22 protein-coding genes and 1 tRNA gene are annotated in these 26,328 nt (G+C 46.4%); 8 read left to right on the top strand and 15 right to left on the bottom strand.

What is annotated here, in order from left to right; genetic code table 11:
- Positions 1–92: 92 nt before the first annotated feature.
- Both OSC7112_RS16565 and OSC7112_RS16560 read right to left on the bottom strand, forming a co-directional pair.
- Complete coding sequence (locus OSC7112_RS16565) at positions 93–572, bottom strand: DUF4079 domain-containing protein (RefSeq protein ID WP_015176986.1); 480 nt, start codon at positions 570–572, stop codon at positions 93–95.
- Between the two features lie 825 nt (positions 573–1,397).
- Positions 1,398–1,736: a DUF1815 family protein gene (locus tag OSC7112_RS16560; protein ID WP_015176985.1), complete on the bottom strand. Its 339-nt coding sequence runs from the start codon at positions 1,734–1,736 to the stop codon at positions 1,398–1,400.
- Between the two features lie 154 nt (positions 1,737–1,890).
- Here OSC7112_RS16560 and OSC7112_RS39810 point away from each other — a divergent pair, with 154 nt between their 5' ends.
- On the top strand, positions 1,891–2,043 hold the full coding sequence (locus OSC7112_RS39810) for a hypothetical protein (RefSeq protein WP_190274218.1): 153 nt from the start codon (positions 1,891–1,893) through the stop codon (positions 2,041–2,043).
- Between the two features lie 10 nt (positions 2,044–2,053).
- Here the strand turns inward: OSC7112_RS39810 and radC are convergent, their stop codons facing one another.
- A complete protein-coding gene (radC, locus tag OSC7112_RS16555; RefSeq protein WP_015176984.1) occupies positions 2,054–2,785 on the bottom strand; it encodes a RadC family protein in 732 nt (243 codons plus the stop codon).
- Positions 2,786–2,984: 199 nt separating this feature from the next.
- Positions 2,985–3,227, bottom strand: a complete 243-nt coding sequence (locus OSC7112_RS16550; protein ID WP_015176983.1) for a hypothetical protein — start codon at positions 3,225–3,227, stop codon at positions 2,985–2,987.
- A 239-nt stretch (positions 3,228–3,466) separates the two neighbouring features.
- Here OSC7112_RS16550 and OSC7112_RS16545 point away from each other — a divergent pair, with 239 nt between their 5' ends.
- Entirely contained in the window at positions 3,467–4,483 is a 1,017-nt protein-coding gene (locus OSC7112_RS16545; RefSeq protein WP_015176982.1) for a succinate dehydrogenase/fumarate reductase iron-sulfur subunit, read from the top strand.
- A gap of 94 nt (positions 4,484–4,577) precedes the next feature.
- The gene (locus tag OSC7112_RS16540) at positions 4,578–4,769 is read left to right on the top strand and encodes a CAB/ELIP/HLIP family chlorophyll-binding protein (protein WP_015176981.1); all 192 of its coding nucleotides are present in this window, start codon (positions 4,578–4,580) and stop codon (positions 4,767–4,769) included.
- A gap of 239 nt (positions 4,770–5,008) precedes the next feature.
- Here the strand turns inward: OSC7112_RS16540 and OSC7112_RS16535 are convergent, their stop codons facing one another.
- The 7 genes from OSC7112_RS16535 to psbX form a co-directional block, all read right to left on the bottom strand.
- Positions 5,009–5,629, bottom strand: a complete 621-nt coding sequence (locus OSC7112_RS16535; protein WP_015176980.1) for a pre-peptidase C-terminal domain-containing protein — start codon at positions 5,627–5,629, stop codon at positions 5,009–5,011.
- Positions 5,630–5,865: 236 nt separating this feature from the next.
- Positions 5,866–7,314, bottom strand: coding sequence for a trypsin-like peptidase domain-containing protein (locus OSC7112_RS16530; RefSeq protein ID WP_015176979.1), 1,449 nt, complete (start codon positions 7,312–7,314; stop codon positions 5,866–5,868).
- 109 nt (positions 7,315–7,423) lie between these two features.
- Positions 7,424–8,266 (bottom strand): 2OG-Fe(II) oxygenase family protein, encoded by an 843-nt coding sequence (locus OSC7112_RS16525; protein ID WP_015176978.1) that lies wholly within the window; start codon positions 8,264–8,266, stop codon positions 7,424–7,426.
- A gap of 18 nt (positions 8,267–8,284) precedes the next feature.
- Positions 8,285–8,488, bottom strand: coding sequence for a thioredoxin domain-containing protein (locus OSC7112_RS41055; RefSeq protein ID WP_223300627.1), 204 nt, complete (start codon positions 8,486–8,488; stop codon positions 8,285–8,287).
- An 8-nt stretch (positions 8,489–8,496) separates the two neighbouring features.
- The gene (locus OSC7112_RS16520; RefSeq protein ID WP_015176977.1) at positions 8,497–9,708 is read right to left on the bottom strand and encodes an RNA-guided endonuclease InsQ/TnpB family protein; all 1,212 of its coding nucleotides are present in this window, start codon (positions 9,706–9,708) and stop codon (positions 8,497–8,499) included.
- Positions 9,709–10,376: 668 nt separating this feature from the next.
- Positions 10,377–11,186 (bottom strand): Ycf66 family protein, encoded by an 810-nt coding sequence (locus OSC7112_RS16510; protein WP_015176976.1) that lies wholly within the window; start codon positions 11,184–11,186, stop codon positions 10,377–10,379.
- A gap of 281 nt (positions 11,187–11,467) precedes the next feature.
- Positions 11,468–11,590: a photosystem II reaction center X protein gene (psbX, locus tag OSC7112_RS16505; protein WP_015176975.1), complete on the bottom strand. Its 123-nt coding sequence runs from the start codon at positions 11,588–11,590 to the stop codon at positions 11,468–11,470.
- Positions 11,591–11,714: 124 nt separating this feature from the next.
- On the opposite strand from psbX, the gene OSC7112_RS16500 reads away from it, so the two are divergent.
- Positions 11,715–11,999, top strand: coding sequence for a YggT family protein (locus tag OSC7112_RS16500; RefSeq protein ID WP_015176974.1), 285 nt, complete (start codon positions 11,715–11,717; stop codon positions 11,997–11,999).
- A gap of 60 nt (positions 12,000–12,059) precedes the next feature.
- On the opposite strand, the gene accC is transcribed toward OSC7112_RS16500, so the two are convergent.
- Positions 12,060–13,415, bottom strand: coding sequence for an acetyl-CoA carboxylase biotin carboxylase subunit (gene accC, locus OSC7112_RS16495; RefSeq protein ID WP_015176973.1), 1,356 nt, complete (start codon positions 13,413–13,415; stop codon positions 12,060–12,062).
- A 228-nt stretch (positions 13,416–13,643) separates the two neighbouring features.
- Between accC and OSC7112_RS16490 the strand changes: the two genes are divergently transcribed.
- The 4 genes from OSC7112_RS16490 (at position 13,644) to OSC7112_RS16475 (ending at position 18,910) form a co-directional block, all read left to right on the top strand.
- Positions 13,644–13,727: transfer RNA gene (locus tag OSC7112_RS16490), tRNA-Leu, on the top strand.
- Between the two features lie 225 nt (positions 13,728–13,952).
- Positions 13,953–14,165 (top strand): helix-turn-helix domain-containing protein, encoded by a 213-nt coding sequence (locus tag OSC7112_RS16485; protein WP_015176972.1) that lies wholly within the window; start codon positions 13,953–13,955, stop codon positions 14,163–14,165.
- Positions 14,166–14,241: 76 nt separating this feature from the next.
- On the top strand, positions 14,242–17,757 hold the full coding sequence (locus OSC7112_RS16480; protein WP_015176971.1) for a sacsin N-terminal ATP-binding-like domain-containing protein: 3,516 nt from the start codon (positions 14,242–14,244) through the stop codon (positions 17,755–17,757).
- Positions 17,741–18,910: a hypothetical protein gene (locus OSC7112_RS16475; RefSeq protein ID WP_015176970.1), complete on the top strand. Its 1,170-nt coding sequence runs from the start codon at positions 17,741–17,743 to the stop codon at positions 18,908–18,910. Before OSC7112_RS16480 ends, OSC7112_RS16475 begins: the two co-directional genes overlap by 17 nt.
- Positions 18,911–19,088: 178 nt before the next feature.
- On the opposite strand, the gene OSC7112_RS16470 is transcribed toward OSC7112_RS16475, so the two are convergent.
- From OSC7112_RS16470 to OSC7112_RS16460, 3 genes are all read right to left on the bottom strand, one after another.
- Positions 19,089–20,360 carry an FAD-dependent hydroxylase gene (locus tag OSC7112_RS16470; RefSeq protein ID WP_015176969.1) on the bottom strand — a complete coding sequence of 424 codons (1,272 nt, stop codon included), beginning with the start codon at positions 20,358–20,360 and terminating at the stop codon, positions 19,089–19,091.
- A gap of 395 nt (positions 20,361–20,755) precedes the next feature.
- Entirely contained in the window at positions 20,756–24,265 is a 3,510-nt protein-coding gene (locus OSC7112_RS16465; RefSeq protein ID WP_015176968.1) for a PAS domain-containing sensor histidine kinase, read from the bottom strand.
- A 651-nt stretch (positions 24,266–24,916) separates the two neighbouring features.
- A complete protein-coding gene (locus tag OSC7112_RS16460) occupies positions 24,917–26,047 on the bottom strand; it encodes a serine/threonine-protein kinase (protein WP_015176967.1) in 1,131 nt (376 codons plus the stop codon).
- Between the last annotated feature and the right edge of the window lie 281 nt (positions 26,048–26,328).

The raw sequence follows: 26,328 nt of genomic DNA, 5'->3' as shown, positions 1-26,328 counted from the left end.
AAAAACCCGGTTTTTGGCTACCCGTGCGTAAGTTATGGCAAAAATTCTTTCCTTACATTCTTTCCCTTCCCCTTCCCCTTCCTCTTCCTTTTCTAAATAGACAGCCCCAATTTTAAACCGAAAGCCGCGTGCAGCACCATAAGTGCAAGAGCCGTCGTGCCTAAATAAGCGTGAACCGCGCGCAGTGCTAGCTTATTGCCCCCAAAACCCGTCAGCGAAATCAAGCTGCCAACAGCCAGTAAAACCAGCACTGCCGAACCCGTCCAAAAATGCGGGCTTTCCATGACTGGCTGGTGCTGCATCACCAGCGACAGCAAGCCGCCTGTATAGCCCAAAGCTAGAAACAGAAACATCCACGGTGCAAGCTTGCGGTGATCCGATCGACTTTTGAGTGCGACATCTTTATCGGTGGCCAAACGTCCTTGCCATCCCGTATACCCGACAAAACTGCCCATCGCCACTACCACGATCCCCATCATTACGGGGTGGCCCCAATGGGTAATTGGTTCGGGAATTCCCAGACTGCGAAATTGACTGGCGATGGGTTCTAGAAGTTCGCTTAAATTTACCATTTGATACTGACTCCAAACTGGGCGATAAATATTTTCGGACTAATCATTAAAATATTATAAAATATTAGTGTAGCAAGTGCGATCGCGACTTCAAAGAGCTGTTTAATATCAAATCCGTGCTTCCTCGTCAGGGGTAAAGTTTCCTTCAATCTGCAACCCAATAGAAACATACTTTTCAGTTTTTCGGCTCACAGTCAACAGTCATGAGGAGTGCAACCGGAATCTATCTAACATGAAGGTCAAACATTGCCCCGAAGCCTAAATATTGGCAAAACTTAGCCGGCTGAAGCCGGCTGTGAGATTTTTACAGCAATGATGCTGTTTCAAGTTAATTGTTAGCTTTATCGGCTAAATCGAAAAGCAAAAATAAATGCAATTCGCCCGCACGTCACACCCCGTGGGCTGCCTTTTGCCCAATCTTCACAGCCTCATCCTCACTCTGGATGTTAAATTTTACCTGCCTGCTTAAAGTTAATTTCAATTCCTTGACTTTTGAATGGCCAAGTGAGAAATTAACATCGCAGCCGACGAGCCGTCACACTTCTAAATTTTGCTAATCGCTCTCAAGGGAGAATCAACTGCTGAAAAAAACTAGAGGTTCCAAGTTTGAGACTTCTGGCATAAAGTATGCCGTCTGCCCAGGCTCACTTCGAGCGACTGAGCGCTAAACAGTCTCAAGGCACATTGATAGCACCCTTGTCTGTTGAGCAGCCATCGCTGTGCACCTAAATGAACCCTCTCAACTAACTCGCTGGGGATTCGGTTTTAGCACACAAGCAGCCACTTTCTTGCGTCGCCTTCCTCGGAACCGTGCAATCGCTACACTCACTGCGCCGTCGCTAAAGTAGCTTCCGAAGGTTGGATTTGATACTTTACGAGATTTGCCAGTTCCTGTAACTGATTAATCGCTTCTGCACCTTCTAGTTTCATGAGTTCGCGGTCGTCCCGCATCTCAGTCCAAGTGATACCGTAATCTGACACTAAAAATCGAATCAGATGGTTGTCCGTCAAACTGACCATAAATGAGGCACTGTTCATCTGACCCCCGCAAGTGTAGCAGGATGCCAGATAACCCCGATGCTCTAGCACGATCGCTAAAGCTTGGAGGTTCATTACCAAATCTTGAACGAATTTACGGTGTTGTTCTGCAAGTCTCAGAAACACAGTTCTCCTCCTATCACCACACCGTGTATTTTACATCCCATTTAATAATTTCTTAATAAGTGGGTATTTAGGTGCTGGTTCAGTATACGTTTAGTATGCTCAAAAAAAATCGGATTAGCGACCTCTTCAACCTACTTATACTAGATTAACCGAGTTGCGAGCGAAACTAAGTATCAGCAGCGACATTCAGCTCGAACAGGGTGTTGCCGGAGACTCCAGCCTGACAATTCGCCTGCTGTCAGGGCTGATTCAGCCGTCGCACAGCCCAAAGATACAAATAACTAATGACAGCAATCAAATTAGTTAAGTATAAGAGTTCAATCGCCCTGGGGATACTCCTCCCAAAGCGTCGTAGTCTGGCGCAAGCTCCGAAAATCGCCATTCCCCAAAATCAAGTGATCCAGTAGCGGAATCGACAAAAACTGCGCTCCCGCCAGCAACTGCCGCGTCAAAGCAATATCCTCCGGGCTCGGCTCCACGATCCCGGAGGGGTGATTGTGCGAGATAATCGCCCGCGTCGCCCCTTGGCGGATCACCTCTCGAAAAATATCCCGTGGGTGAGCCAAAGTTTCCGTTGCTGTGCCGATCGTAATTACCTGAGTACCCAGCAGCCGGTTTTTCACATCCAGCAACACCACAGCAAAACGTTCCTGAGACTGCCACATCAAATCCTGACTCAGGGCATCCGCCGCCGCTTGCGGAGAGTCAACCACAGCCATTTCCGGCGGCCGCGACTGAAATACCCGCTTCCCCAACTCCACAGCAGCCAAAATCCCCGTTGCCTTAGCAGGGCCAATCCCGTGAATCTGCGTCAACTCCTGAACGCTAATACTGCGGAGCACAGCCAGAGGATCGCGGTGGTGCAAACTCAACTGATTTAAAATATACTGTCCGAGCCCCACGGCCGAAAGTTTGCCTTTTCCCTGACCGGTACCCAGGAGAATCGCAATCAATTCTGCAGTCGCCAAACTTTTCGGGCCACCCGCCATCAGCCGTTCCCGTGGCCGTTCACTCGTTGGCAAATCCACAATTCTCAAGCTGTAAGTCATAGCTGCACCCGCACCGCAAGCTCAACAATTAGATGATTTTAGCCGATCGATTTGCGTTCTTCAATTGGTACAATCACCGAAAAAAGCCTCGATCGTGAACCGAGGTTGTTGGCACAGCAAATCTAAGACAGCGTTTCACAAACGATCGAGTCTCGATCTCGATGCCATAAAAGTGAGGTGCAGACTCAGCACCCTGCGTTCAGCGAAAAAGCGCGCTTACCCTAAATTCTGGCGATTCAGTTGAGGCCAGCAGCCCCGAGGAAACTGGTTGCGGCGGCTTAGGTGCTGTAACCCCAAGAAAAAGGAACGAAAGTGCCATCAACCCGCCGTACAAGGCAGCCGATCGCTTGCGAGTTCCCAGTCCCACCCATTGAGGATTTAGCAGACCCAGACAAAAAGCCGGTGTGGAAAACATAAAAGTTAATACAAACAAGCTGGACATCACGCACCTCCGACTAGCGCATTGCAGCGATTAATTACTTTTATTTCCAATTAATAGCTCAAAAATCCCCTTAAAAAAAGTTGTTATTTAGGATTTATAACTTGAGAATTATTGATGTTTATCAAACAATAATAAAAATTCTTAAATTTCTTACTTTAGGTAGTTGTTAAAAAAATAAGAGCTTTCTAAAGAGTCAGAAAATTTAGCTTAGAATAGACACTAAATTCCTTACTCAAAATATGAAAGTCCGCTTTAACGTAGTCCGCCAAAATCAAAACGAGGCTCCCCGGGTTCACACTTACACCCTAGATGTGGAAGAGAGCAATACCATCCTAGACTGCCTCAACAATATCAAGTGGGAACACGACGGCACTTTAGCTTTTCGCAAAAATTGCCGCAATACAATTTGCGGCAGTTGTTCTATGCGAATTAACGGTCGATCGGCATTAGCTTGCAAAGAAAATGTGGGCAGCGAACTCGCAAGACTGCACAAAATAGCTAATTCCAGCTCAGCAGAAATGCCTGCCGATGTCATCCCAGAAATCACCGTCGCCCCAATGGGAAATATGCCGGTCATTAAAGATTTGGTTGTTGACATGACCAGTTTTTGGGACAACCTAGAAGCAGTTGAACCCTATGTCAGCACCGCCTCGCGAGCAATTCCAGAACGCGAATTTCTGCAAACTCCACAAGAGCGATCGAAACTCGACCAAACCGGCAACTGCATCCTCTGCGGCGCGTGCTATTCTGAGTGCAACGCCCGCGAAGTCAACCCGGAATTTGTCGGCCCCCACGCCCTCGCCAAAGCTTACCGCACGATCGCCGACTCCCGCGACAGCGAAACCGAAAATCGGCTCGAAAAATACAACGAAGGCACTGCAGCCGTCTGGGGATGCACCCGCTGTTACTACTGCAACTCGGTTTGTCCGATGGAAGTGGCGCCGATGGATCAAATTGGTAAGATTAAACAGGAGATTCTCGATCGCAAAGACGACCAAGCCAGTCGATCGATCCGACACCGCAAAGTTTTAATCGATCTCGTCAAAGAAGGCGGCTGGATAGACGAGCGCAAATTTGGCATCGAAGTAGTAGGAAACTACTTCCGCGACGTTAAAGGTTTGCTGAGTCTGGGCCCGTTGGGTTTGAGAATGATCGCTCGCGGCAAGTTCCCACGGTTTTTTGAGCCTTCTGAAGGTACCGAAACCGTGCGAAATCTGATCGAATCGGTTCAAAGTTTAGAAAAGTCAGCAGATTAACTCTCTGCTGTCATTTTCCTGGTAAATTACAAGTTGTGCGATCGCAAAGTTTCCCCAAAATCATCACTCAAAACTCGAAACTTAAAACTTTTAAATGACTGCTCAAACTCCTCCATCCCCAAAACCGACAACCCCAAATACCCCAAAACAAGCAGAACCAGCGTTTGGGTGGAATGCCTACGCCGAACAAATCAACGGACGATTTGCGATGGTGGGATTCGTGGGACTTTTGCTGCTAGAATTCTTCACCCGCCAGGATTTTTTCACCTGGCTGGGCCTGCGTTAAATTAATCAAAATTAATTAAAAAAGGAAGCTGAAAAATTATCTATATTTCAGTTTCCTTTTGAGTTTTAAAAGTTATTTAAAATACACTCGATCAAATTATAAGTACAATATTATAACATTTATATTGGCATACAAACATATGAATTTAGCAAAGTGGATAGTAGTTGCTTGTAGTGCGATCGTCCTTAAATTAGAGGGACACGGCAATGCCGTGCCCTGACTCCAAAGTTTTGTTTAAACTAATTCCCAGTTGTTTCGCGGACGGTCAAACTGTACTTGCCTCTACCTTTTGGAGGCGGATCGTAAGCATTGACAATCACGCGATAGCGACCGTTCGCAGACAAGGTAACAGTAAGCTCTGAATTGGAATTTTGCTGCGTTGCATCATCATTTTCTGCAAGTAGCTCGCCCTGGGAGTTGAAAATAGCGAGATAAGTATCAAACTCGGTACTTTCTACGGTAACAACCACTTTCTGACCCTGAGTCCCTTCAAAGGTATACTCATCGTACAAACTGCTGTCGGAGGGCAGTACAGAAGACTTAGCAGGAGTGAGTTCTCCGTTTTGCTCTAAAATGACTTTAGATGAACCCGCATTAGGGCTCTGCCGAGGCTCTACAGTTGGACTCTGAGTTGGCGAACTCTGTGGTGATGGCGACGGCTTGGGGGTTGCTTGAGTTAAAACAGCCTTGCCAGCAAGCCTCGCATCAGGTAAATTTTGAGGAAATTCTGCTGAAATGAGGGTGGAACTGCTGTTAGCAACTCCACTTGAATTTGAAACTGGCAGGGAGAGATTCGGCTTGCCAGAAAAAGTAGCTAGTAGAGCAATTGGCGCGATCGCCCAAAATCTAACTTGACGCATGAATTACCTCGATTTGCAACGAAGAAGGAAGTTCGGCAACGGATTATCTAACGGATTGAACGGATGGAAGAAGGAAGTTCGGCAACGGATTATCTAACGGATTGAACGGATGGAAGAAGGAAGTTCGGCAACGGATTATCTAACGGATTTAATGGATGCACGGAAGCAGGAAGCAGGAAGCAGAATAATTCGACCAATTACCAATTCCCGATTACCCATTACCTTTTTCCCCATTTTCAACGGACAGTTAGAGTGTAACGACCCCGGCCCGAAGCGTCGTAAGCATTGACAATTACGCGGTAGCGACCCGTAGCGGGCAAAGTAACACTCAAAAACGCATTTTTAGTCGAATCGCTCCCATCGTCATTTTCTGCCACTAATCGGCCGTTAGGGCCAAAGATAGCCACATAGGGATCGAAATCTGTACTTTCGAGGGAAATGGCTACAGACTGACCCGATCGACCTTCAAAAGTATACTCTCGATACAGACTGTTGTCAGACGGCAATACTGGGCCGCCTGCGACTAAAGCACCTTCTTCTTGCAAAATCGCCCGAGAAGGCGCGGTAGGAGCACTCGCTTTCAGTTCTAACGTATAAGCCCCTGACTGCCTAGCTTGGTAGGAATTTGCAACTAACGTGTAAGTCCCGTCGGCAGGCAGCCTGACTGTAATTCTGGCGTCTTTACTGCCTGCCCCGTCATCGTCTTGCGCGATTTCGCGCTGGTTGGGTCCGAGCAAAATTAAATAAGGGTCAATTTCTTGACTTTTCATTTCTATTGTGATTTGCTGGCCCGCTTTTCCCTCAAAGGAGTAGAGGTCGAAAAAGCTGTTGTCGGTGGGCAGAACGCTAGACTTTTCGGTGAGGAGGCCGCTGACGGCGGGCCCGTTTAACGCAACTTTTTGAGGTGATTTGTTGCCAAAGGGCGATCGGGCTTGAGCCACGCGGGGAGCTCGCCCTTCTCGCACCGCTGTCAGGAAAGCGGGTACTTTGTCTGCTGAAATTGCAAAACCGATACCGATATTACCTCCACCCCGACCGCGAGTAAAAATAGAAGTATTGACGCCGATTAATTCTCCTGAACTGTTGAGCAGCGGGCCTCCTGAATTGCCGGGATTGATGGCGGCGTCGGTTTGAATTAAGCCCCGAGAAAGGTCGATGCGGCTGACGATTCCGACTGTAAAAGTACCTTGAAATTGACCGAATGGATTGCCGATCGCAAATGCTTGTTGCCCGACTTTCACCGAACCGGGACGGGCTAAAGGAATGGTGGGCAAATTGTTTTGACCGCGAATCTTCACCACGGCTAAGTCTAGACCTTCTTCGCCGAATCCGATGACATCGGCGACAAGTTTTCTGCCGTCTGACAAAATGATATTGACGGTACCGCCTGCCGAAACAACGTGGGCGTTAGTTAACACCATGCCGTCGGGGCTGATAATTGTGCCGCTGCCGTTAGATTTATCTGTATCGACGGTAACAACCGCTGGACTAGCTTTTTCGTAGACTCGAATATTGGTTTGTTCTTCGACATTTTGGGCGATCGCACCCTGGGAATGCACCGAGTTAAATTCCGTTAAATCTGTTGATTGCCGCACAGGGGATGTCGTAACAACCGCAGCAGGGCTGGCTGCAACCCCAACCGTTAAAATTCCCGATACTGCTAAACTTAGAAGTTTGAAATTCATGGCGATCGATTAGTATTTAGCGATCGGTAGCTAGGAATTAGGTTTTGTGGTTAACCGCTAACTACCTTCTGTCATTATTTTAGGACTTGCACCACGGTAGTGACATTCCTCACGCCGGTTCTCCAATTCGGGAATCTGAATCAGCAGCTAAATACTTAAAATTAGCTTCTCGTAGCGCAGCATCCTCATTGCCGTAGAAAAAAGACAGCAAAGCAAAGCGCTGGCCGCTAATCACCGCAGTGGCTTCATGCAGCAAAGAACACGAAAAAATAATCGCCGTACCTGAATCGCCTTTATAACCGTGTGGCGCGTACTCTGGAAACCGTAAAAATCCCCCCGTGTAATCTCCCACATTCAAGTTTAGCGTCATCGCAAACCTGCGATGCACCGTAGCTTTGCTAGTGTTGTCGCGGTGCGGCCGAAAATAACCGCCGCTGTCAGCATCGTAACAACCTATCAAATACCGTTCAAACCTGGTAATTGTAAACTGAAAAGCTTTCTCTATTTCCGGCCGCACCCGGCGCAGAATAATCGCATTCAATTGTCGCTGGAAATCCTCGTCTTGAATAAAGAAATCTCGGCGCTTCTTAAAAGTGTCGTCGTGCAGCCCAACTGTTTTCCCGCCTATTTGCCTCATAAAGCCCGAGGGACTGCCACCGTCAGCTTTGTACATATCGATCAAAGTACGGCAAAATTGTTTGTCCAAAACGTTAGGAATTACTAACACCGGGGCGTGGCGAGTAGCGGATCGGGCTTCCTCAATTGAGTGCAAAGTTTTGAGAAAATCTAATACTTGCTGGGCGTGTTGGTGCGGTTCGCCCATCGGCAAAATATTAATTACCTGAAGGTTTTCGTTGAGTACAAAAGTTTGGGGTGCATAGTGAACTCCGGCAACTCCATTTTCTTCGACATCTCGGAAAACACCGTACTGCTGGCTGACTGTTTTATCCAAGTCCCAGAAAAAGATGAATTACGGAGCAATTGTTGTCGGTCTGTTTTGTTCTTTGTCTCCTGGGTCAACGCTCACTCCGAACCGCGGTACTTGCAAGCTTTGGAATTCTTCTGAAAGCTCTTGAAAGCTTTTGAGGATAACTTGGATTTGTTCAAAAGCTGTGCTGGCAAAGAAAAACAGCACGACTCGCCGGCCGCCAACAGTCGGGAAATGAATTGACACTCTCCTGGCTAAAGCCGAGGAGATTCTTGATTCGCAGAATCGACTTGCCGGTGCAGAATTACTTCAACATCGGTAGCGGTCAATTCTCCACAAGCGTTCGGATCTAAGATCCAAGTTCCGACGTGCCCCGCCGTACTCAATCCCCGACTCAGGATATTTTTAGCTGCGTTCCAGTCACGATCTAATACGCATCCACACCGACAAGCGTGGGTTCGCGTTGAGAGACTTTTCTTAACAATTGTTCCGCAACTAGAGCATTCTTGACTTGTTCCGTTAGCTGGTACGGCAATCGTAATTCTTCCGAATACTTTGCCAAAATATTCCAACCAAATTCGGAACATATACCAAGATGCGTCGTTAATCGATTTTGCCAGACAGTGATTCTTCACCATATTTTTAATCCTCAAATCTTCGTAGACTACACAGTCGTTAGACTGGATGACGCATCTTGCCAACTTCACGGCAAAATCTTTACGCTGTCTACTTATTTTGAGGTGGCGCTTTCCTAGAATTGCTCTAGCTTTTTTTCTGTTTTGCGAACCCTTGACTCGTTTTGAAACTCGTTTTTGGGCTTTCTTCAACCTGCGTTCTCCCTTGCGGAGGAAACGCGGGTTATCAACTGCAATGCCATTTGAGTCAGTGTAAAACTCTTTAAGTCCTACATCTAACCCGATGGCGTTACCCGTGATTTCAATCTTTTCAGAACGGTCAACTTGAATGCAAAACTGGACATAATATCCGTCTGCCCGTCTCACCAAACGTACTCGTTTGATTTGACTGCGCTGGTAGAAATGTAAGTCGCGCGTTCCTTTTAACTTGAGCTTTCCGATTCCTTGCTTGTCGGTAAAAGTGATTGATTTCCGGTCGTCTGCCAGACGCCAGCCCGTAGTCTTGTATTCGACGGAGCGGTTGTGTTTCTGGAATTGCGGGAATCCTTTTTTTCCTGGGACTTTCTTTTTACAGTTGTCGTAGAATCGGGAGATTGCCGACCACGCTCTTTCTGAGCTAGATTGTCGAGCCATGCTATTCAAGTCATCGCAAAACGGAAATTCCTTAGCTAAAACAGCGCTATACTTGTTCAATGCGTATTTATCAACTTTTTCGTTGTCCATCCAAAACCGCAGTGCTTTGTTTCGGATGAACTGCACTGTTCTAATCGCTTCGTCTACAGCGTCAAATTGCTGCTTTTTACCCGATGCTTTGAACTCAAAAACTAACATGACTTCGACCTCATCACGATAGTCTTATGATACCAGAGTCGGCTTAATATCCCTCGATTTGTTCACAAAGATTTACATGGTTTTACTTGACAGCGCCATCCTGAGAGCTCAGAAAATAGACTGGGAGGTTAAAGCCTCCTTGTCCCTTTCATCCCCGGACTAAAGTCGCGGGGTTTTCAGGGTTTTATTTATAAGGGGTTATTTGTAGAAGGAACGGAAAACCAGGGAGCCGGATCTCCTATTTCGAGTAATGGCATCTTGCTGATTTAAGAATAGCGATTTTATATTTAGATTATTATGCTGTCGATTAGTTCCACAGATGGGGTAGGTCAATCGATTTTAGATTTTAGATTTTAGATTTTAGATTGAAGCATTGACTTGCGCGAAATAAATACGTTCGGCAAGTTTCTCGGATACAGGTTTTTTATTTCTGGACGGATGAATCCGGGGGCTTGTATCCGGGATGCTCGATCGTCAAAATAATTAAAAAAAAATTAGCTTTTATTTTTGTATATCTTCGTTGGTTTGGGGTTTCACCCTCGCACTTTACAGTCTTTTCGATCGCTTTAATATCTGAGAATAAGTAGATGGGCATCAATAAACGCAACTTATTTTTTTGCCTGCGGGCACGAGAAATGTTGAGTTTCACCCATCTACTTAGTGTTTGCCTATTTGTCGAAACTGGGGGAATTATCCGGTTGGTCTTCCGGGTATTCTACAGGTCGATACTCCACGTAATCTGACGGCGGTGCTTCCACGTCGCGGTTGCTGGGACGAGACCTCGATGATTCCGCAGGACGGGGTTTTTTGGTTCTCGGCGGCGTATCGGAACTGCGGTTTTCCGAAGCAGGGGGGCGACTGCTGCGGCTGCGGGTCGGTCTTTCTTCGGGGTTGTCTGAAACGTCCCAGTTGTCAGACTCTTGAGCAGGCGGGGCTTCTGGCCGAGAGGGACGTTTGCGCGACGATCGATCGGGCGAGTCGGGCTTGGAGGTGTTAACGCTGCCGTTGCGATTCGAGGGGCGGCGGCGGGGTTCGTCGTCGTAGGCTTCGCGAGAGGAACGGTAGTCTTGGCTGCCTCTGATGCGGGGACGCGGCGGATAGTCTTCCTCTGGTTCTAGCTGGTCGATGTCGGAATCGTAGCCGTCGTAACCGTAGGCGTTGCTGATCGGTCGGTCTTCATCTATGTATTGAGCGCGACTTTTGGCTTGGGCTGTGGTCGCTCCTCGCAGTTTAATGCTTTCTGCTGCAAAAAATATGGCGGAACCAGTGAGCAGAAATTGACCGAAGGCCAGAATTGGGTCAAGCCGCCACCCTTGAAATAACAGAATACCGCCGCACAGCAGCCCGACTGCTGCAAAAAAAATATCGTGGTCTCGGGCTAGTTTGGGACGCCACGATCGCAGAAAATACAGTCCTGCCCCTGCTACTGCTAGGATAATCCCTAACAGGCTGCTCCAGTTCAATCCTAAATTGACCATTAGCCTATCTCCTATGTCTTTCCTATGTTAGCGAGTTAGATTTTACATCTATCATTAAGTCTGTCAGCCCGACTGTGCTTTCTGGGGCAGCGTCCGGTCAGGGTTTCAGCTTGGGAAGTGAGTATAATAATGAGTTTAACGGGAAAAAACCTCAGCGAAAGCAGTCAACCGAAGGTTTTGCCTTGACAGTTGCTGGCAGCCGAGGTTTCTAGGATCGGGGAAATGCCCGACGTGCAGCCGAAAATTGACTTTCACGCCGGACTCAGAGACCTGCAGACTATTTAGTAGGTGCGCTTGATTTTGTCTTTTTGGCTGATGAAGATCAGGGCGATCGTTGCTGGAAGCACTACCACCACCACGCCCACCAGCAGGCTGTACAAAAAGTTCGCGAGAGAAGGAGTCATAGATTCCAAGCCTTTGTTACAACAATTTGATTTTTATTAATTTTATACTTTCGCTCGCACCTGTCAAACGGTTAAAATTATGAATAGCAGACTTAACAAAACTTAAAATTTCGAGATAAGACCCATGACTGGTATTACCGTTGCAAGTTGGATTCTGGGCTCTGTCCTAGTGCTGATGACTTTGCTGTTTATTTTTCGGATCGTCCTGACTTGGTATCCCGAGGTGAACCTGAGCAAGTTGCCGTTGAGTCTGATTGCTTGGCCGACGGAACCTTTTTTAGCCGTAACTAGAAAGATTGTACCGCCGATCGGCGGGGTGGACATTACGCCGATTATTTGGGTGGGTATCTGTAGCTTGCTGCGAGAAATGATTCTCGGCCAGCAAGGGCTGCTGACGATGATGATGTAAGAGTTGACTGTTGACTGTTGACTGTTGGCGGTTGACTGCCAACTGCCAACTGCCAACTGACTAATGACTGTTTTGGTTCATGAACTGTTCGACGAAATTGGTGTAAACTTCGCCGCCCAGAAATTCCGGGCTATCGAGGATTTTTTGGTGGAAGCTGAGGGTGGTGGGGACGCCGGTGATGGCGCACTCCCGCAATGCCCGTTTCATCCTGCGGATGGCTGTAGGTCGATCGCGCCCCCAGACTATCAATTTACCGATTAAAGAATCGTAGTAAGCGGGTATTTCGTAATCGGTATAAACGTGAGAGTCCATCCGCACGCCAGGGCCACCTGGAGGCAAAAAGCCGGTGATTCTGCCCGGATGGGGCCGGAAGTTGCGATCGGGGTCTTCAGCGTTGATGCGGCACTCGATGGCGTGGCCGTTGAGAACTACTTGGTTTTGCTTGATTTGCAGTTTTTCGCCTTGGGCGATCCTAATTTGTTCGGCTATCAAGTCGAGGCCTGTAATCATCTCGGTGACGGGATGTTCTACTTGGATGCGGGTGTTCATTTCCATGAAGTAGAACTTGCCCGATTTGTCAAGCAAAAATTCGACAGTACCCGCACCCGTGTAGTTGATGGATTTGGCGGCGGCGACGGCGGCGTGACCCATTTGATCTCGGAGTTTCGGGGTGAGGGCGGGGCTGGGGGCTTCTTCGAGGAGTTTTTGGTGCCGCCGCTGAATCGAACAATCTCTCTCGCCGAGGTGGATGACGTTACCGTAGTTGTCGGCGAGGATTTGGATTTCGATGTGCCGGGGTTTTTCGATGAATTTTTCGAGGTAAAGTCCGGGGTTGCCGAAGGCTGCATCGGCTTCGCCTTGGGCTGCTGAGAATAGTTTGGGGAGTTCGGATGCTTCTCTCACTAGCCTCATCCCCCGGCCACCACCGCCGGCGGTGGCTTTGATCATCACAGGATAGCCGATGTCGCGGGCGATCGACAAAGCTTCGTGTTCGTCCGCCAGCAATCCGTCGCTACCGGGAACTGTGGGGACTTTCACCCGCTGCATCGTTTCTTTGGCGGTGGATTTGTCGCCCATCGCCCGCATCGCGGCAGCAGAAGGGCCGATGAAGGTAATTTGATGGTCGGCGCAGATTTCGGCAAAGCGGGCATTTTCCGAGAGGAAGCCGTAACCGGGGTGAATGGCTGCGGCGTTGCGCGTCAGGGCGGCCGCGATGATGTTGGGGATGTTTAAATAGCTTTTGCTGCTGGTGGGGGGGCCGATGCAAACGGCTTCGTCTGCCAACTGGACGTGCAAGGCGTGTTTATCTACGGTGGAGTGAACGGCGACCGTGGCAATCCCCATTTCCTCGCACGTACGCAGTATGCGGAGAGCTATTTCTCCCCGATTAGCGATTAAAATTTTCGAGAACCCCATCTTCGCTGCTTAATTCACTCAATATTCTGTACAATAATGCCTTTCGGTATGTTCTGGATAATCGTTTTCCAGAAATTGTTCATAAAAATTTATTTTACATTTTGCTGGTAGTGGTGCTATGATTGTAAATCGGCGGTGCAAAAGGGCAAGTCACAAGTTAAATGTCAGGAACCTCAACCTGTGAATCTTTAACTCGTAACGCAAAAATCCCGGAGATTGCCAGAAAGAGCGGATGTGGCGGAATTGGTATACGCGCACGCTTGAGGTGCGTGTGGCATTATGTCCTTGCGAGTTCGAGTCTCGCCATCCGCATTGAATATGTAAAACAACTGTTGACGGTTTTGGCTGTCGGCAGTTGTTTTATATTGAGTGGTTTTTCTAGAAAGTCGATCGAGTACGGTAGGGTGCGGATTCATCAGATATCTTTAAGTGCGATCGAACTTCTGACAAGGACGCACCATACAAAATAGTGTTTAACTGTCGATCGACAATTGTGTTTGAATTAAAAACATAGATACTTATCGTTTGTCAAGTAGAATGGGGTTAGTTAGGTTCCGAATCCGAGAGTTTGCTGACGAAAAGGGATGGACGCTAAAGGATGTTGCCGATCGATCGGAGGTTCCGTACAGCACAGTCAGGCACTATGCGCGATCGGAAGGACTAGCAACGGTTGACATCACATCCATTCAAAAAATAGCTCGCACCCTCGATGTTTTGATTGAAGAGTTGATGGATGTTGTCAAAGACTGAACTAATTTATCAGTTATAGTATTGGTAGAGAGCGAACACCCGCGCTCGCCTGAAAATTCCTGCAGTCAGAACATCTATGGCTTACAGCAACAGCGAAGTTGAGGGAAAATCTTTCTATCAATCAGAACCTTTAATCGCCCGATTGAGGGGAATTATCCGAGATTATCCCGAAGGTGTGGGGATTCTCAAAGAATTAATTCAAAATGCTGACGATGCGAAAGCAGCGCGGGTCGAAATAACCCTTGATTGGCGGAACCATCACGTCAAATCATTGCCAGACGATCGCATGGTACTGCTAATGGGGCCGGCGATGTTAGTTTACAACGATAGCGTGTTTGCAGACAAAGATTTTGACAGCATTCGCAGCTTGGGACAAAGCGAAAAAGCGCGAGACTTGCAGAAAACGGGTAGGTTTGGTGTCGGTTTTAATGCAATTTATCACGTTACAGATTTTCCCAGTTTCGTGTCGCGCGATCGCATCATTTTTTTTGACCCTCACGGTACAGCTATTCCCGGCACTTCTCGGCAAGAACCTGGGCGCGAGTGGAATTTGGCAGATGCTAAATGGTACCAAAAATATCCCGATTTTATGCAAGTCTATGCAGCGGGAGGATTGCCAGTTGGAGATACAAACTTTCAAGGTACTCTATTTCGGCTGCCTCTGCGAACAACGGAAAGCGCAAAAAATAGCGAGATTCGCAAACAAGCTTTTACTGAATCAAACGTCAAGGAACTCCTAGACGAACTGAGACAGTCTGGTGAAGAACTTTTGCTATTCTTGAAATCGGTTCAGGAAATTAGAGTCTACGAAATTCCGGCAAACAGTCAAGGAACTAGGCAAGAAATTCTAGCGATTGTTACCAAAAATCAGCAAGAAGTCCGATCGGCGCGACAAAAAATCCTTGATGCAATTCCAGATAATCCCGACAAGTTGCTGGAATTGTGCCGCCGGAATCATGACGGTTTAGTCTCAGTTTCTTACCGCCACGAGATAGAAACGATTAGTTGCGATCGTACTATCAAGTCAACTTGGAGAATAGTCAGTTTAATTCGCACAGACGAAGGCGGCGATTTGGCAAAAGTCATAGAAGCAATGCACCAAAGCCAAGAAAAAGTCGTGCCTTGGGCCGGTGCGGCTGCTAGAATTAATGCTGCCAGTACAGAGGGAAATCTGCCGCCTGTTTCCGGCAAAGTTTACTGTTTTTTGCCGCTTCCTCTCGAAACTGGTTGGCAGGTTCACATCAACGGTTTTTTCAACTTAAATAGTTCGCGGGATAACCTCAGTAGCGACAGCGGCCAAACAGGAAAAGACAAGCCTAGAGCTATTTGGAATGGGCTACTAGCGCGCCATGTTTTGTCTCATGCTTGTGCTAACTTAATTGTAGATTTAGTGCAAGATATCGGAGTATTTGAACCAGATAAATTTTACCAACTGTGGCCGATTAGCAAAATTACTGCCAGCAAAGCTTTGGAAGAATTGCAGGGCTTTATGATGCAGTTATTGTACCACAAACCAGTTGTGCGATCGGCTGTAAAACAAATTGTAAATGAGGGTAAAATTACCGGATCAGTCATGTCACAGACAAGATGGGTGACACCTCCGACCGTCAAAAATTTACCATCTAAAAAGTGTTGGGACGAGTTATTAGCACCGCTGTGTGCAGATAATATCGATCTTCCAAATCCGCCATTGCCTGAGTCGATTTTAGCAGCTTTTAAAGATGCAGGTTTGCCTTTACCAACCTTCAATGCTGCCAACTTGCGAAAGCATTTAATCGAAAATAAATCCCTAGGGATTGCGCTGTCGGATGCACCGAAAGCAAGCCTGCGAAATCGGCTGTGGATTGGGAATATGCTGCGATATTGTCTCAGCGACAATTGTCGAGATTTGCGCGGTTTGCCACTAGCTATTCTGGCTGACAATACTTTGCAGGTATTTGGGTATAATGCGATCGGCACTATCTACATTGCAGATGAGGCGCAGAGGGAAATATTTGCCAGTTATCCAGAATGGTTTCTCCACCAAGATTTAACTAAATTATTGCCTGCATACAATCTAAATGGCATCTCAACCATGACTGCTGCGGAAGTAGCGAAGCAATTGGTTAAGTTGGTGGATTCAACTGCGTCAGAAATTGATTGGAATCCCGATGCAACCCATCCTCCTAATGCAGAATGGTTGACTCTAGTTTATGATTATTTTTACAAGATAAATCCGAGACATCTGTCGCAAGAAACAGTCGATGCCTTGACAAAAGTGCCACTGGTTCCGGGCAGTAATGGCAAGCTTTACAAAGCAAAAATTGCTGACACTCCTTTGTTGCGCGGCGATCGAATTGAGGCGGAAACAATTGCGGCGGTAGAATATTTTGGGGCAACACTTGTCAAAGCACCGGCAAAACTTGAGGGGGCGATCGCACAATTTGCCGCTCGCCACAAAAATCAGTTAGTCTATTGTATCACGGGCCCGGATATCCTAGACATAGTATATTCGCGGTGCGATCGAGGTTTGCCACCTTACAACGAACAGCATTATACATATCTGCTGAATTTCCTGGCAAGTCGAGAACAAATAAATTACGATAAAAACAGGAAAAATAAGCTGCGCCAACTGCCAATTTATCCAACAACTTCCGGCGAAATAGTTGACCTCTACAGTGAAAATGTCTACCTTCCGGGCGACGGATATGAACCGCCAGAAATTGCAGGTAGTTTGCGGCTTTTACGCTTAGGAGAAAAACGAGAATGGCTGCCACTATTCCAACTTTTGCAAGTGCCAATACTCAACCGTGCCAGACTAATTCGTGACTGTTTGTTGCCAGAGTATGCCTCGTTTTCCCCAGAAGAACAGTTAATCGCACTAACTTGGATTAGGGATAACTTGACTAAAGCTAGCAAAGAGTTAGAAAATGCAGGAGAGAATGCTTTCGGATTCCAGGAAGAGCTTAAAAAAGCACGTCTGGTACGCTGTAGTGACAGGAGATTGAGATCTGCCCAATTGACTTATAATCCTTTAAGTGAGGTAGTCCGAAACATTATCGGGAATGTAGCAGTGATTCCAGATATGGAATTTTACTCGCAGAATTCTGAAATTTGGCTGAAATTTTTCTCAGATTTAGGAATGAGACAAAATCCCGATGCTGATGACATTTTAGCCTGCGTTGACAATCTCATTCAAAGGGCAAATCGGTCGGGTGCAGAGGCTGTAGCCGATAGCTGCATTGCTATTTTCAACTACATCGTTGACAACTGGGATGCGATCAAAAATACCAGACTTGCCAACAGCAACAAGACACTACCAGAAGCACTTGTAGATAAACCTTGGCTTCCTGTCGAGGGAAATCCTCAGAAGTTAAGCCAATATTTCGGTGCTGCAAAACCTGAACCTAGATTGTACCGCGCTAAAGACTTGTGTTTCATTCAAGATGCTCCTTTAGTCGCCAGCCAAAAGTTTATATTTGCACGTCCTCAGCGGGATTTACTGAAGGTAGAAATCAAGAAGGCATTGGGTTTTGATCCTGTAGAACCAAATACCGTTATCGACTACTTTGATGTTATCATAAAACTTTGGGAAAATGACTGTTCAAATTAAATTATCCAACAATCAAAAGACACAATTGCAATCAGTCGAGGCGATTTACAAGTATTTTTACGATACTTTGGTAAAAGGCGGTATTTCCGCCGAGCAAAAGCGGCAAATTCAAGAGCGTTTTGCTCATCGTCAATGTCTGTGGGATGAGTCTACGGGTAAGTTTTGGCAGCCCAAACACGCTTTTTTAGATGATGTTGGTTTTTTCGGAAATAGACGCACAACCATACCTAGTTCTAATTCTTATTGCGAAGTTTATCAGTTATTAGGACAAAGGATCTCGCCCACTGTACAAGACTACTTAGACTTCCTGGCAGAACTAGCAGCAGAGTACGGCAATAATGCTTTAAATGAAGCGGATAAAAACTGCGCGATTCAGGTACTAAACCGCCTGGAATCTCAACAGTTATTACAGGGAGTCGCAGTTAACAATATACCAATTATTACCGCTAACAACACGCTTTGTTTGGCGGAAAAAGTTCTCATACCCGACGCGCATTGGCGCAAGGATTATATTGACTCTAACCGGATACTGCACGATAGAGTTTCTGCAAAATTTGCTAAATCGGTTGGCTGTCTTTCTTTGTTGAAAGATGCTATAGAACGCTCGAAAACAGTAAAAATCGCCCGCAATACCAAAAGCTGCGATTGGTGCCTAGAATGGCAAAATACCTTAAATTCGGCAGAATTGCGATCGGGTTTGAAGCGGTTGATTTTTCACGAGTGCGAATCGGAACCAATTTTAGATTTAATCTGGTTGGCTAAAGCTCAAGTTGCGGCGGCCAGTCAAATTAATGTAGATTTATTTTTGAGCGATGAAACCTGTATTGCCACAGATATACCGGGTACTCAACACTTTGACGAATTCAATAAAAATTTTCAGATTATCAGTAGTGCTAGCAGATATATTATGCTATCGTATTTAGCAGAAAGTATTAATGCTAGACTTGGGGAATATTCAGTTAAAAATTTGCTACCCCTCGCCAGCATTATCGATGCGGAGCCATGTAATATTCACAGTTTGCTAAACGAGTTGCGAATTAGGTCTTTACCATCGCTTGTCACCGCTACCGAGCCTGAAAATCAAGAATATAATATTAGTAAAGCGGCGACAAATTCCAGGGGCGAGTCTTCGATTTATTGGGGTGCGTTTTGAGCGACTTTAATATTTGACACTCTCCAGATTAGACATCGGGGGATTTTGCTAATAGTTAAACTTTACTTCTATAGGAATTACGCATAAATAGCAAATCAACCGGGTTTTTGGCAGTTTATACGGGTTTTAACGAAGTATTCTCGCAAAAACCCGGTTTCTGACTACCCGTGCGTAAGTCCTAATTTTTCGCTAATTCCGGCGGCCGACCCATTAAACCGGTCATCAAGCGCAAGGCTAAAAACCTCACTGGTGGAATTGTCCGCAAACACCACAATCCAAAGCGGCGAAATGCTACAATTGGCAGCCAAGTATTAGAAAATAATCTGTCTAGAAAATCGGTAAATCCTAACACGATTAAATTCTCTTTTTTGCGCCAGTTGTGATACCGTTTCAATACTCGCAAATCGCCGATATCTTCGCCTTTTTGGTGGGCTTGCTGCAAGATTTGGGCGATCGCCCCTGCGTCTCGAATGCCCATATTTAATCCCTGGCCGCCGACGGGATGGCAGCAGTGGGCCGCGTCGCCAATTAGCGCTAATCTGGGCAAAACGTAGCGATCGCTCTGCATTAACTGCACCGGAAACAAAAAGCGATCGCTCTCCAATTCCAAACGCCCTAAAAGCCCGCCCGTGCGATGTTCTAACAAACCTAAAAACTCTTTTTCATCCATTTGTTGCAAAGCTTTCGCTTCCGCGTGGGGTGCTGTCCAAACTACTTGACAGCGGTTCCCCGGTAATGGTAATACTCCCATCGGGCCGCTCGGCCAAAAGCGCTCAAAAGCGATATCATTGTGCGGTTTTTCTGCTTTAATAGTGATAGCAACGCAGGATTGCCAGTATTTCCAGCCGCGAGTGCTGATGTTGGCTTCGGTGCGGATGCGCGATCGCGAACCGTCGGCGGCGACTAATAATTTAGTGCGAATTGTGCGAGTTTCGCCGTGTTGTTTGACTACTATTTCGGCGCAATTAGTTAAATATTTTACTTCGACTACTTCCGCCGGACAAACCCAACTGAAATTCGGGTTTTCTGCCAAACATTCGTGCAAAGCTGACAGCATGACTCGGTGCTCGCCAACGTAACCTAAAGCTGTTTTTGGTACGGGCAATTTGCCAGTATTTCCCAAATCCGGGCGGTGGAATTCGACGACACCGGGATAGTCGCCGTCGCAGAGGCTAATTTGCTCGAAGGTGGTGATTTGCGGCAAGATTTGTTGCCACACGCCGATGCCTTCTAAAATCATTCCTGATAGCAGGGTGATTGCATAGGCTTGTTTTTTGGCCGCGGCGGCGGCGGGGAGTTGGGTTTCAATTATGGCGATTTTCAATCCAGAATCTTTTAAGGCGCTGGCTAAGGTGGCCCCGACTATGCCGCCTCCGACGATGGCTATGTCAAAGTCGAGTGTCTGTGTTTCCGTGGAGGCTGTTGTTGGAGAAAGTAGGTTTACAGGCATTTTCAAGGGATTTTGTCAAAGTTAATTGGATTGTTACTTTGTTATTGTAAAGAATTATTTCGATTTAGGGCGATCGAGAAGAGGAGAGTACCGACATTCGTGAAAATCAAAGTTTTCCGACTACGAGATCCAAATGCAAGTCCTGGATGCACTCGCTACCTCAGAAACCCGGTTTCTTGCTATATTTCTCGTCACTCAACGCAAAACTCCTAGAAACCGGGTTCTAGCCCCCCCGATGGGTCAGCCCTGAAACTAATGACTAATGACCGAAAGCATCCAGGATACAAGCCCCCGGATTCATCCGTCCAGTAATAAAAAACCTGTATCCGATAAAGAGCCGAACGTATTTATCTCGCGCAAGTCAATGCTTAAATCTAAAATCTAAAATCTAAAATCTAAAATAGATTGACCATTTCCTTGGTGTTTTCGGCAGGCAGCGCTGATACTTCCTGGCAAATGGGAATCTCGATGACAAACTCTGCACCTTCCCCAGGCGTAGAAATACACTGCAATTTGCCTCGGTGTTTTTCAACTATAATCTGATAGCTGATTGACAGTCCCAAGCCTGTACCTTTGCCGACGGGTTTAGTAGTAAAAAATGGATCGAACAACTTGCCAATAACTTCTTGATTGATTCCCATCCCGTTGTCTGCAATCCGAATTGTTACTGTGTCTGAATTGGCACTGGTGCTAATCCGAATTGTGTTGTGGCGAGAATATATTTCTTTGGAAGAATGAGTGCTGTTGTACTCTTCTAGGGCGTCGAGCGCATTTCCTAAAAGATTCATAAATACTTGATTGAGCTGACCTACATAGCACTCGACTGGTGGAAAATTGCCGTATTCTTTGATAATCTCAATCGCGGGACGAAGTACATTAGCTTTGATGCGGTGCTGCAAAATTAGCAAAGTGCTTTCGATTCCTTCGTGAATATCTACTCGCTTCATCTGCGATTCGTCGAGTCTGGAAAAGTTGCGTAAGGATACAACTAAGTCGCGGATGCGATCGGCTCCTACTTTCATTGATTCCAAAATCTTCGTAAAGTCTTCCATTAAGTAATCAACTTCAATATCTTCGGCTGCTTCTACAATTTCTGGGACGGGATTTGGGTATTTCTCCTGGTAAAGATGGAGCAAACTGAGTAAGTCTGTGGCGTATTGGCTGGCGTGGGTGATGTTGCCGTAAATGAAGTTAATCGGATTGTTAATTTCGTGGGCGACGCCGGCGACTAGCTGCCCGAGAGAAGAGATTTTTTCGGTTTGGATTAGTTGAGTTTGAGCTTGGTGCAACTCGTGGACAGCTTTTTCGAGCTCGGCTGCTTGCACTCGATACTGTCCCTCCGACTGCTTGAGTGCTTCCAAAACTTGGACTCGATCGCTAATATCGGTGTGAGTTCCCACCCACTCGCGAACGCTGCCGTCGGCTGCCAAAAGGGGGACGCCCCGCACCCAGAAGTGTCTGTAGCTGCCGTCTGCCGCCCGCAAGCGATGCTCGACTTCGTAGAGACTTTGTGTCTCTAGGGCCCGCATCCAAGCTTCTATTGTGCGATCGCGGTCTTCTGGGTGCACTGCTTCTATCCAGTTGTCCTTCTCTTTCCAACTCATGCCCGTATAAGCTATCCAATCAGGCTGAGGCTTATCGAAGATTCCGCTAGCGTCTGTCATCCAAACCATCTGTGCGGTTGCCATTGCCAGCGATCGATATCTTTCCTCGCTCAGACGCACAGATTCTTCGGCTTGGCGGCTGGCTGTCACATCGCGCAAAATAGCTGTGAATATGATTTCCCCTGCCACTTCGAGTTTGGAAATAGAAGCTTCGGCGGGAAATTCCGTACCATCTCGGCGGCGGGCGAAAATTTCTTTGCGGTGGCCCATTGTTCGGGCTTGTTGAACGTTGTCGCCGAAATTGCTGACGAGGTGACTATGATTCGTGGCAAAAGCTTCGGGCAACAGCAGGCTCAGGGATTGCCCGATCGCCTCCGCAGCCGTCCACCCAAAAATCCGTTCTGCACCTTGGTTGAACAGGATAATTTTTTGCTCAGCATCCACCGAAATAATCGCATCGTCGGCAATTTCTACAATGCCGGCAAAACGAGCTTGAGACAGTTGCAGCGCCTGTTCAGCTTGGAAGCGATCGCTGATGTCGCGGGCGATCGTCGAAATGTATGCGAGTTTGCCACCCGGTGCCGAGTGGGAGATGATGACTTGGCTGACGGGAATTTCGAGTCCCGATGCTGCTGACACGAAGGCTGTTTCTCCACTCCAAAAGCCCTCGGAAACAGCGGTGGCGATCGCTTGTTTCAAATTGCTGCGGGCTGAGGCTGCCGTGAATTCTGCAACTTTTCGCTTGGATATATCTTCGTTTTCGCCGATACCCACCATTTTTCTGCCGGCTTTGTTAATGTAAATGGCGCGTCCTTCGAGGTTGTAGATACCTACAAAATCCGGGGTTGCTTCCAGAATGGCTGCTAAACTTCTGTTGGCGATTTCGGCTTGTTTGCTCTCAGTAATATCCCGCGCGATGCTAACTATACCGCTGATTTTTCCTAACCCGTCCCGGTAAGCACTTTTTGTAGAAAGAAATATTCTTAAATTTCCTTTAACTGGCAGCTCTTCTTCGATCGCTTCCGTTGTTCCCGCTGCCATAATTGGGCGATCGGTTTTCCTAATATTAGCCGCAATTTCAGGAGGAAATAACTCGCTGTCATCTCTGCCGATAATGTCGTCTACAGACTTGCCAATTATACGAGCTCCTGCCGCATTAAGCATTAGGTAACAGCCCTGAATATCTTTTACAAATAGGGCTTCGGGCGTACTGTTAATGACTGCCATCAACAGATTGTAGTTTTTTTGAAGCGCCTGCTTTGTTGTTTGAGATTCAAAAATTTGCTCCTGCAATTGCTCGTTGGTGATTTGCAGTTGGATAGTCCGTTTCTCAACTTGAGTTTCTAAGTCTGATTTAGCTTTTATCAGTCCCAGTTCCGCTCGATAGCGCTTCCGGTCTGCGGTGCAGAGAGTTTTGGCATTCTGCCAAATCAGAACTGTAAAAATAATCACGTTCAATACGCTTAACAGCGATATCCCTACCTCCGGCGTGTAGGCTTGTAACCGCTCTCCCGATAGGATGAAATAACCGACTACAGGCGGGATAATGATTGCCCGTGGCAACAAGCGCCGCGCCATGATGCCGCCCGCGCGATCGCTCGTCATTACTGCTATCAATCCTCGCTCTGGACTGGCAAATAAAATGCCGAAGCTCAGCAACATAAATGCTGCGGAGGTGTGCAAAGCCATCCCTGTATTATTGCCAATTTGGTAAAATAAAGCTTTCTCGTAGAAATAGCCTATCAAACCCGTAAATGCAATTAAAAATGCTGAACTGCTTAAGATTTGAATCCGCAGGTATTTAGGCCGACGTTCTGACAGCAACAGCAGCGCTGTTCCCAGCAATAAAAAAGCACCAGCAGTATTCGGTGCCATGCGTCCTGGTGTTCCGGTGATTGTCAAGGTGTAACTTTCTTTAAATAGCAGTTGGTCGATGCCTAAGTCTAAATTAAAGATATATTGAACTAGGGTTAATAGGCTAATTAATATAATTAAAAATGAACATCCCAAAATTAAATATTTATGATTTTTGTGAGGCTGTCTTGCTGTTAATTTTGGGCGCCGGATCTGTTGGATGAATAGAGAAAACCCGCCCAAAATAAAGCAGACCGCAGTATTGGCTTTCATCGTCACCAGTCCGGGCAGAATGCTTTTTAACATTTGCAGATCGAATATCCAACCCAAAAGGACTGTACAGCCGATCGCCATTACTGCAATACTAGCTTTTTTGGAAAAAGACTGGACAGCAGCCATTCGGGTTGAGGGCGTTTGCAGTTGTTGTGCTCGTTCAAAAACTTCCAATTTCTCGATCCCTCTAATTATTTGGTTTCTACGTATCTAAGGTAACAATAAACACTCTAGTGATATTGTTGCCCGCTATACAAAGCTGCTTAAGATTTTCTCAAAGCTGCCAAGCATAAAATATGAATTATTTTATCTAACTTTAGATATATCGTCAAACGAAAGTTGAAGGCTCTTATTTAGAAGGCATTCGGCAGGATTAACGACTTTTTTTTGTGTAAATTTTAATATAAAATTCCTTGTTCCTTGTTCGTTGTCCCTTCGATTTCGGAAATTGGCGCCCGATTCATCGGCAAGACCGAGTGTTTTTACTCAGTACATCGAGGGATAATGGTAGCGGATGAATCACTCTGCAACAAGATCGATCGGATTGTAAACCGGGTGCTGTGGCTGTGGGAAATGCGATCGACAAAAAAGTTACACTAAACTGTTCTTTAAAAGACTTGACAATCTACACTAAATCGCTTTTTTTTTACTTAAAAAGTCTTACTACAATCCTCAATCTTATACCAATTATTAAAAGTAGCAGAGCCCGGTAAGGACACGGCAATGCCGTGTCCCTACAGACGCTCCCATACAATCGTGTTGAGTTTAGTTCATCAACTAATGACAACAGCCAACAGTCAACAGTCAACAGTCAACTGACAACAGTCAACTAACTCCCAACTTTTGAAGTGCTTCCAAAGCTTCGGTTGCTGACGGGTAACGCTGGGGGAAAGCGTACAACACCATCTGGTCTAAAACGCGAGCCAACTCCGGGGTGACAGTTGCATTTTTCTGCCAGATGAGATTGCCTAAATTATCAACTCTGAGTTGTTTCGGGCGCATTCCTGTCAAGGCTTGAATCCCGATGATCCCGACAGCATATATGTCGCTGCAAAATTTCGGTGAACCGATGGCTTGTTCGGGGGAAATGTATTCTTGCTGAGTACCGCCGCGCGATCGCGTGTGACCGGTGCTGTTGTGCGAGGTGTTGATTTCTTTAACTGCGCCAAAGTCAATTAATACAATTTTGCTGTCAGAGGTGCGCCTGATTAAGTTTTGAGGGTGAACGTCGCGGTGAATTACATCTTGTTTGTGAACAAAAACCAGCACTTCCAATATATCTTTCAACAAAGCGATAACCTGATGTTCTTCCCAGGGTTGACCTTCGATTAGTTCTTGATACAAGGGTTGCCCTTCGATGAATTGATAGACTAAATAAAAATATCCATCTTCTTCAAAGCGAGCTAACAATTCTGGTATCCGATCGTGTTTGCCCAATCGATATAAAACCCGCGTTTCTCGATCGAATAACTGGCTGGTCTTCTCAGACTGGCTTTTCAGGCGCTTGACGACGCAGAAAGGGCGATCGGGCAAATTTTCATCTTCAGCTAGATAGGTATCGCTGTACTCCGTGTTCACCAAATGTTCTCTAATTCGGTAACGCATCCGCAGCAGCTTTTGCAACATCGGATCGACAGAATTAGCTGGTTGTGTGCCTTTTTGTACAGATCTCATGATGCAGTCCCAAAGATTTGCTCCGACGACTCTTTCTTCTTGTCCAATAATTTCTGCTTCCTTCAGTACCTTGGTGAGGTCTTTCCACAAGTTGTAGCCGACATACCGCCCCAGGTAGCCCACTGTATACCCGCGGGCGATCGGATCGTTTTGCTGAATTTCTTGGTACGTCAAACCTTCTACAACGCCTCGAACTATCGACTGTTGCAACCGACTCAGGTGTTTTTCCGTTTGTTCGTATACCAGATTGTCCAAAAAAATTATTGCTTCTTCTACCGTCATAGTTTCATTGGTTAAGTTAGTTGTGCAGCAGCTAGAGACTCGAATTTTATATTTTTGTTATAGACGGTTTATTTGAAAATTACTAGGATTTTTGAAGTTTGAAATATATCTTAATAAATATGATTTTTATGAATCTAAGTTCTGATTTAGATGAAAGTAATTTACTTGACAAATGGTTGATGTGTTAAGGTAAATTCACGGATTTTAACGATCTAGTATCGGGACTTACACAAAAAGTGTTTGATGTGCTAGTTATAGCGGTAAGGTGTTTTTCAGCTTTG

Source organism: Oscillatoria nigro-viridis PCC 7112, from assembly GCF_000317475.1.
GTDB lineage: Bacteria > Cyanobacteriota > Cyanobacteriia > Cyanobacteriales > Microcoleaceae > Microcoleus > Microcoleus nigroviridis.
Note: the sequence above shows the minus strand (reverse complement) of the source record. Positions and strands in the feature narration are given on the sequence as shown.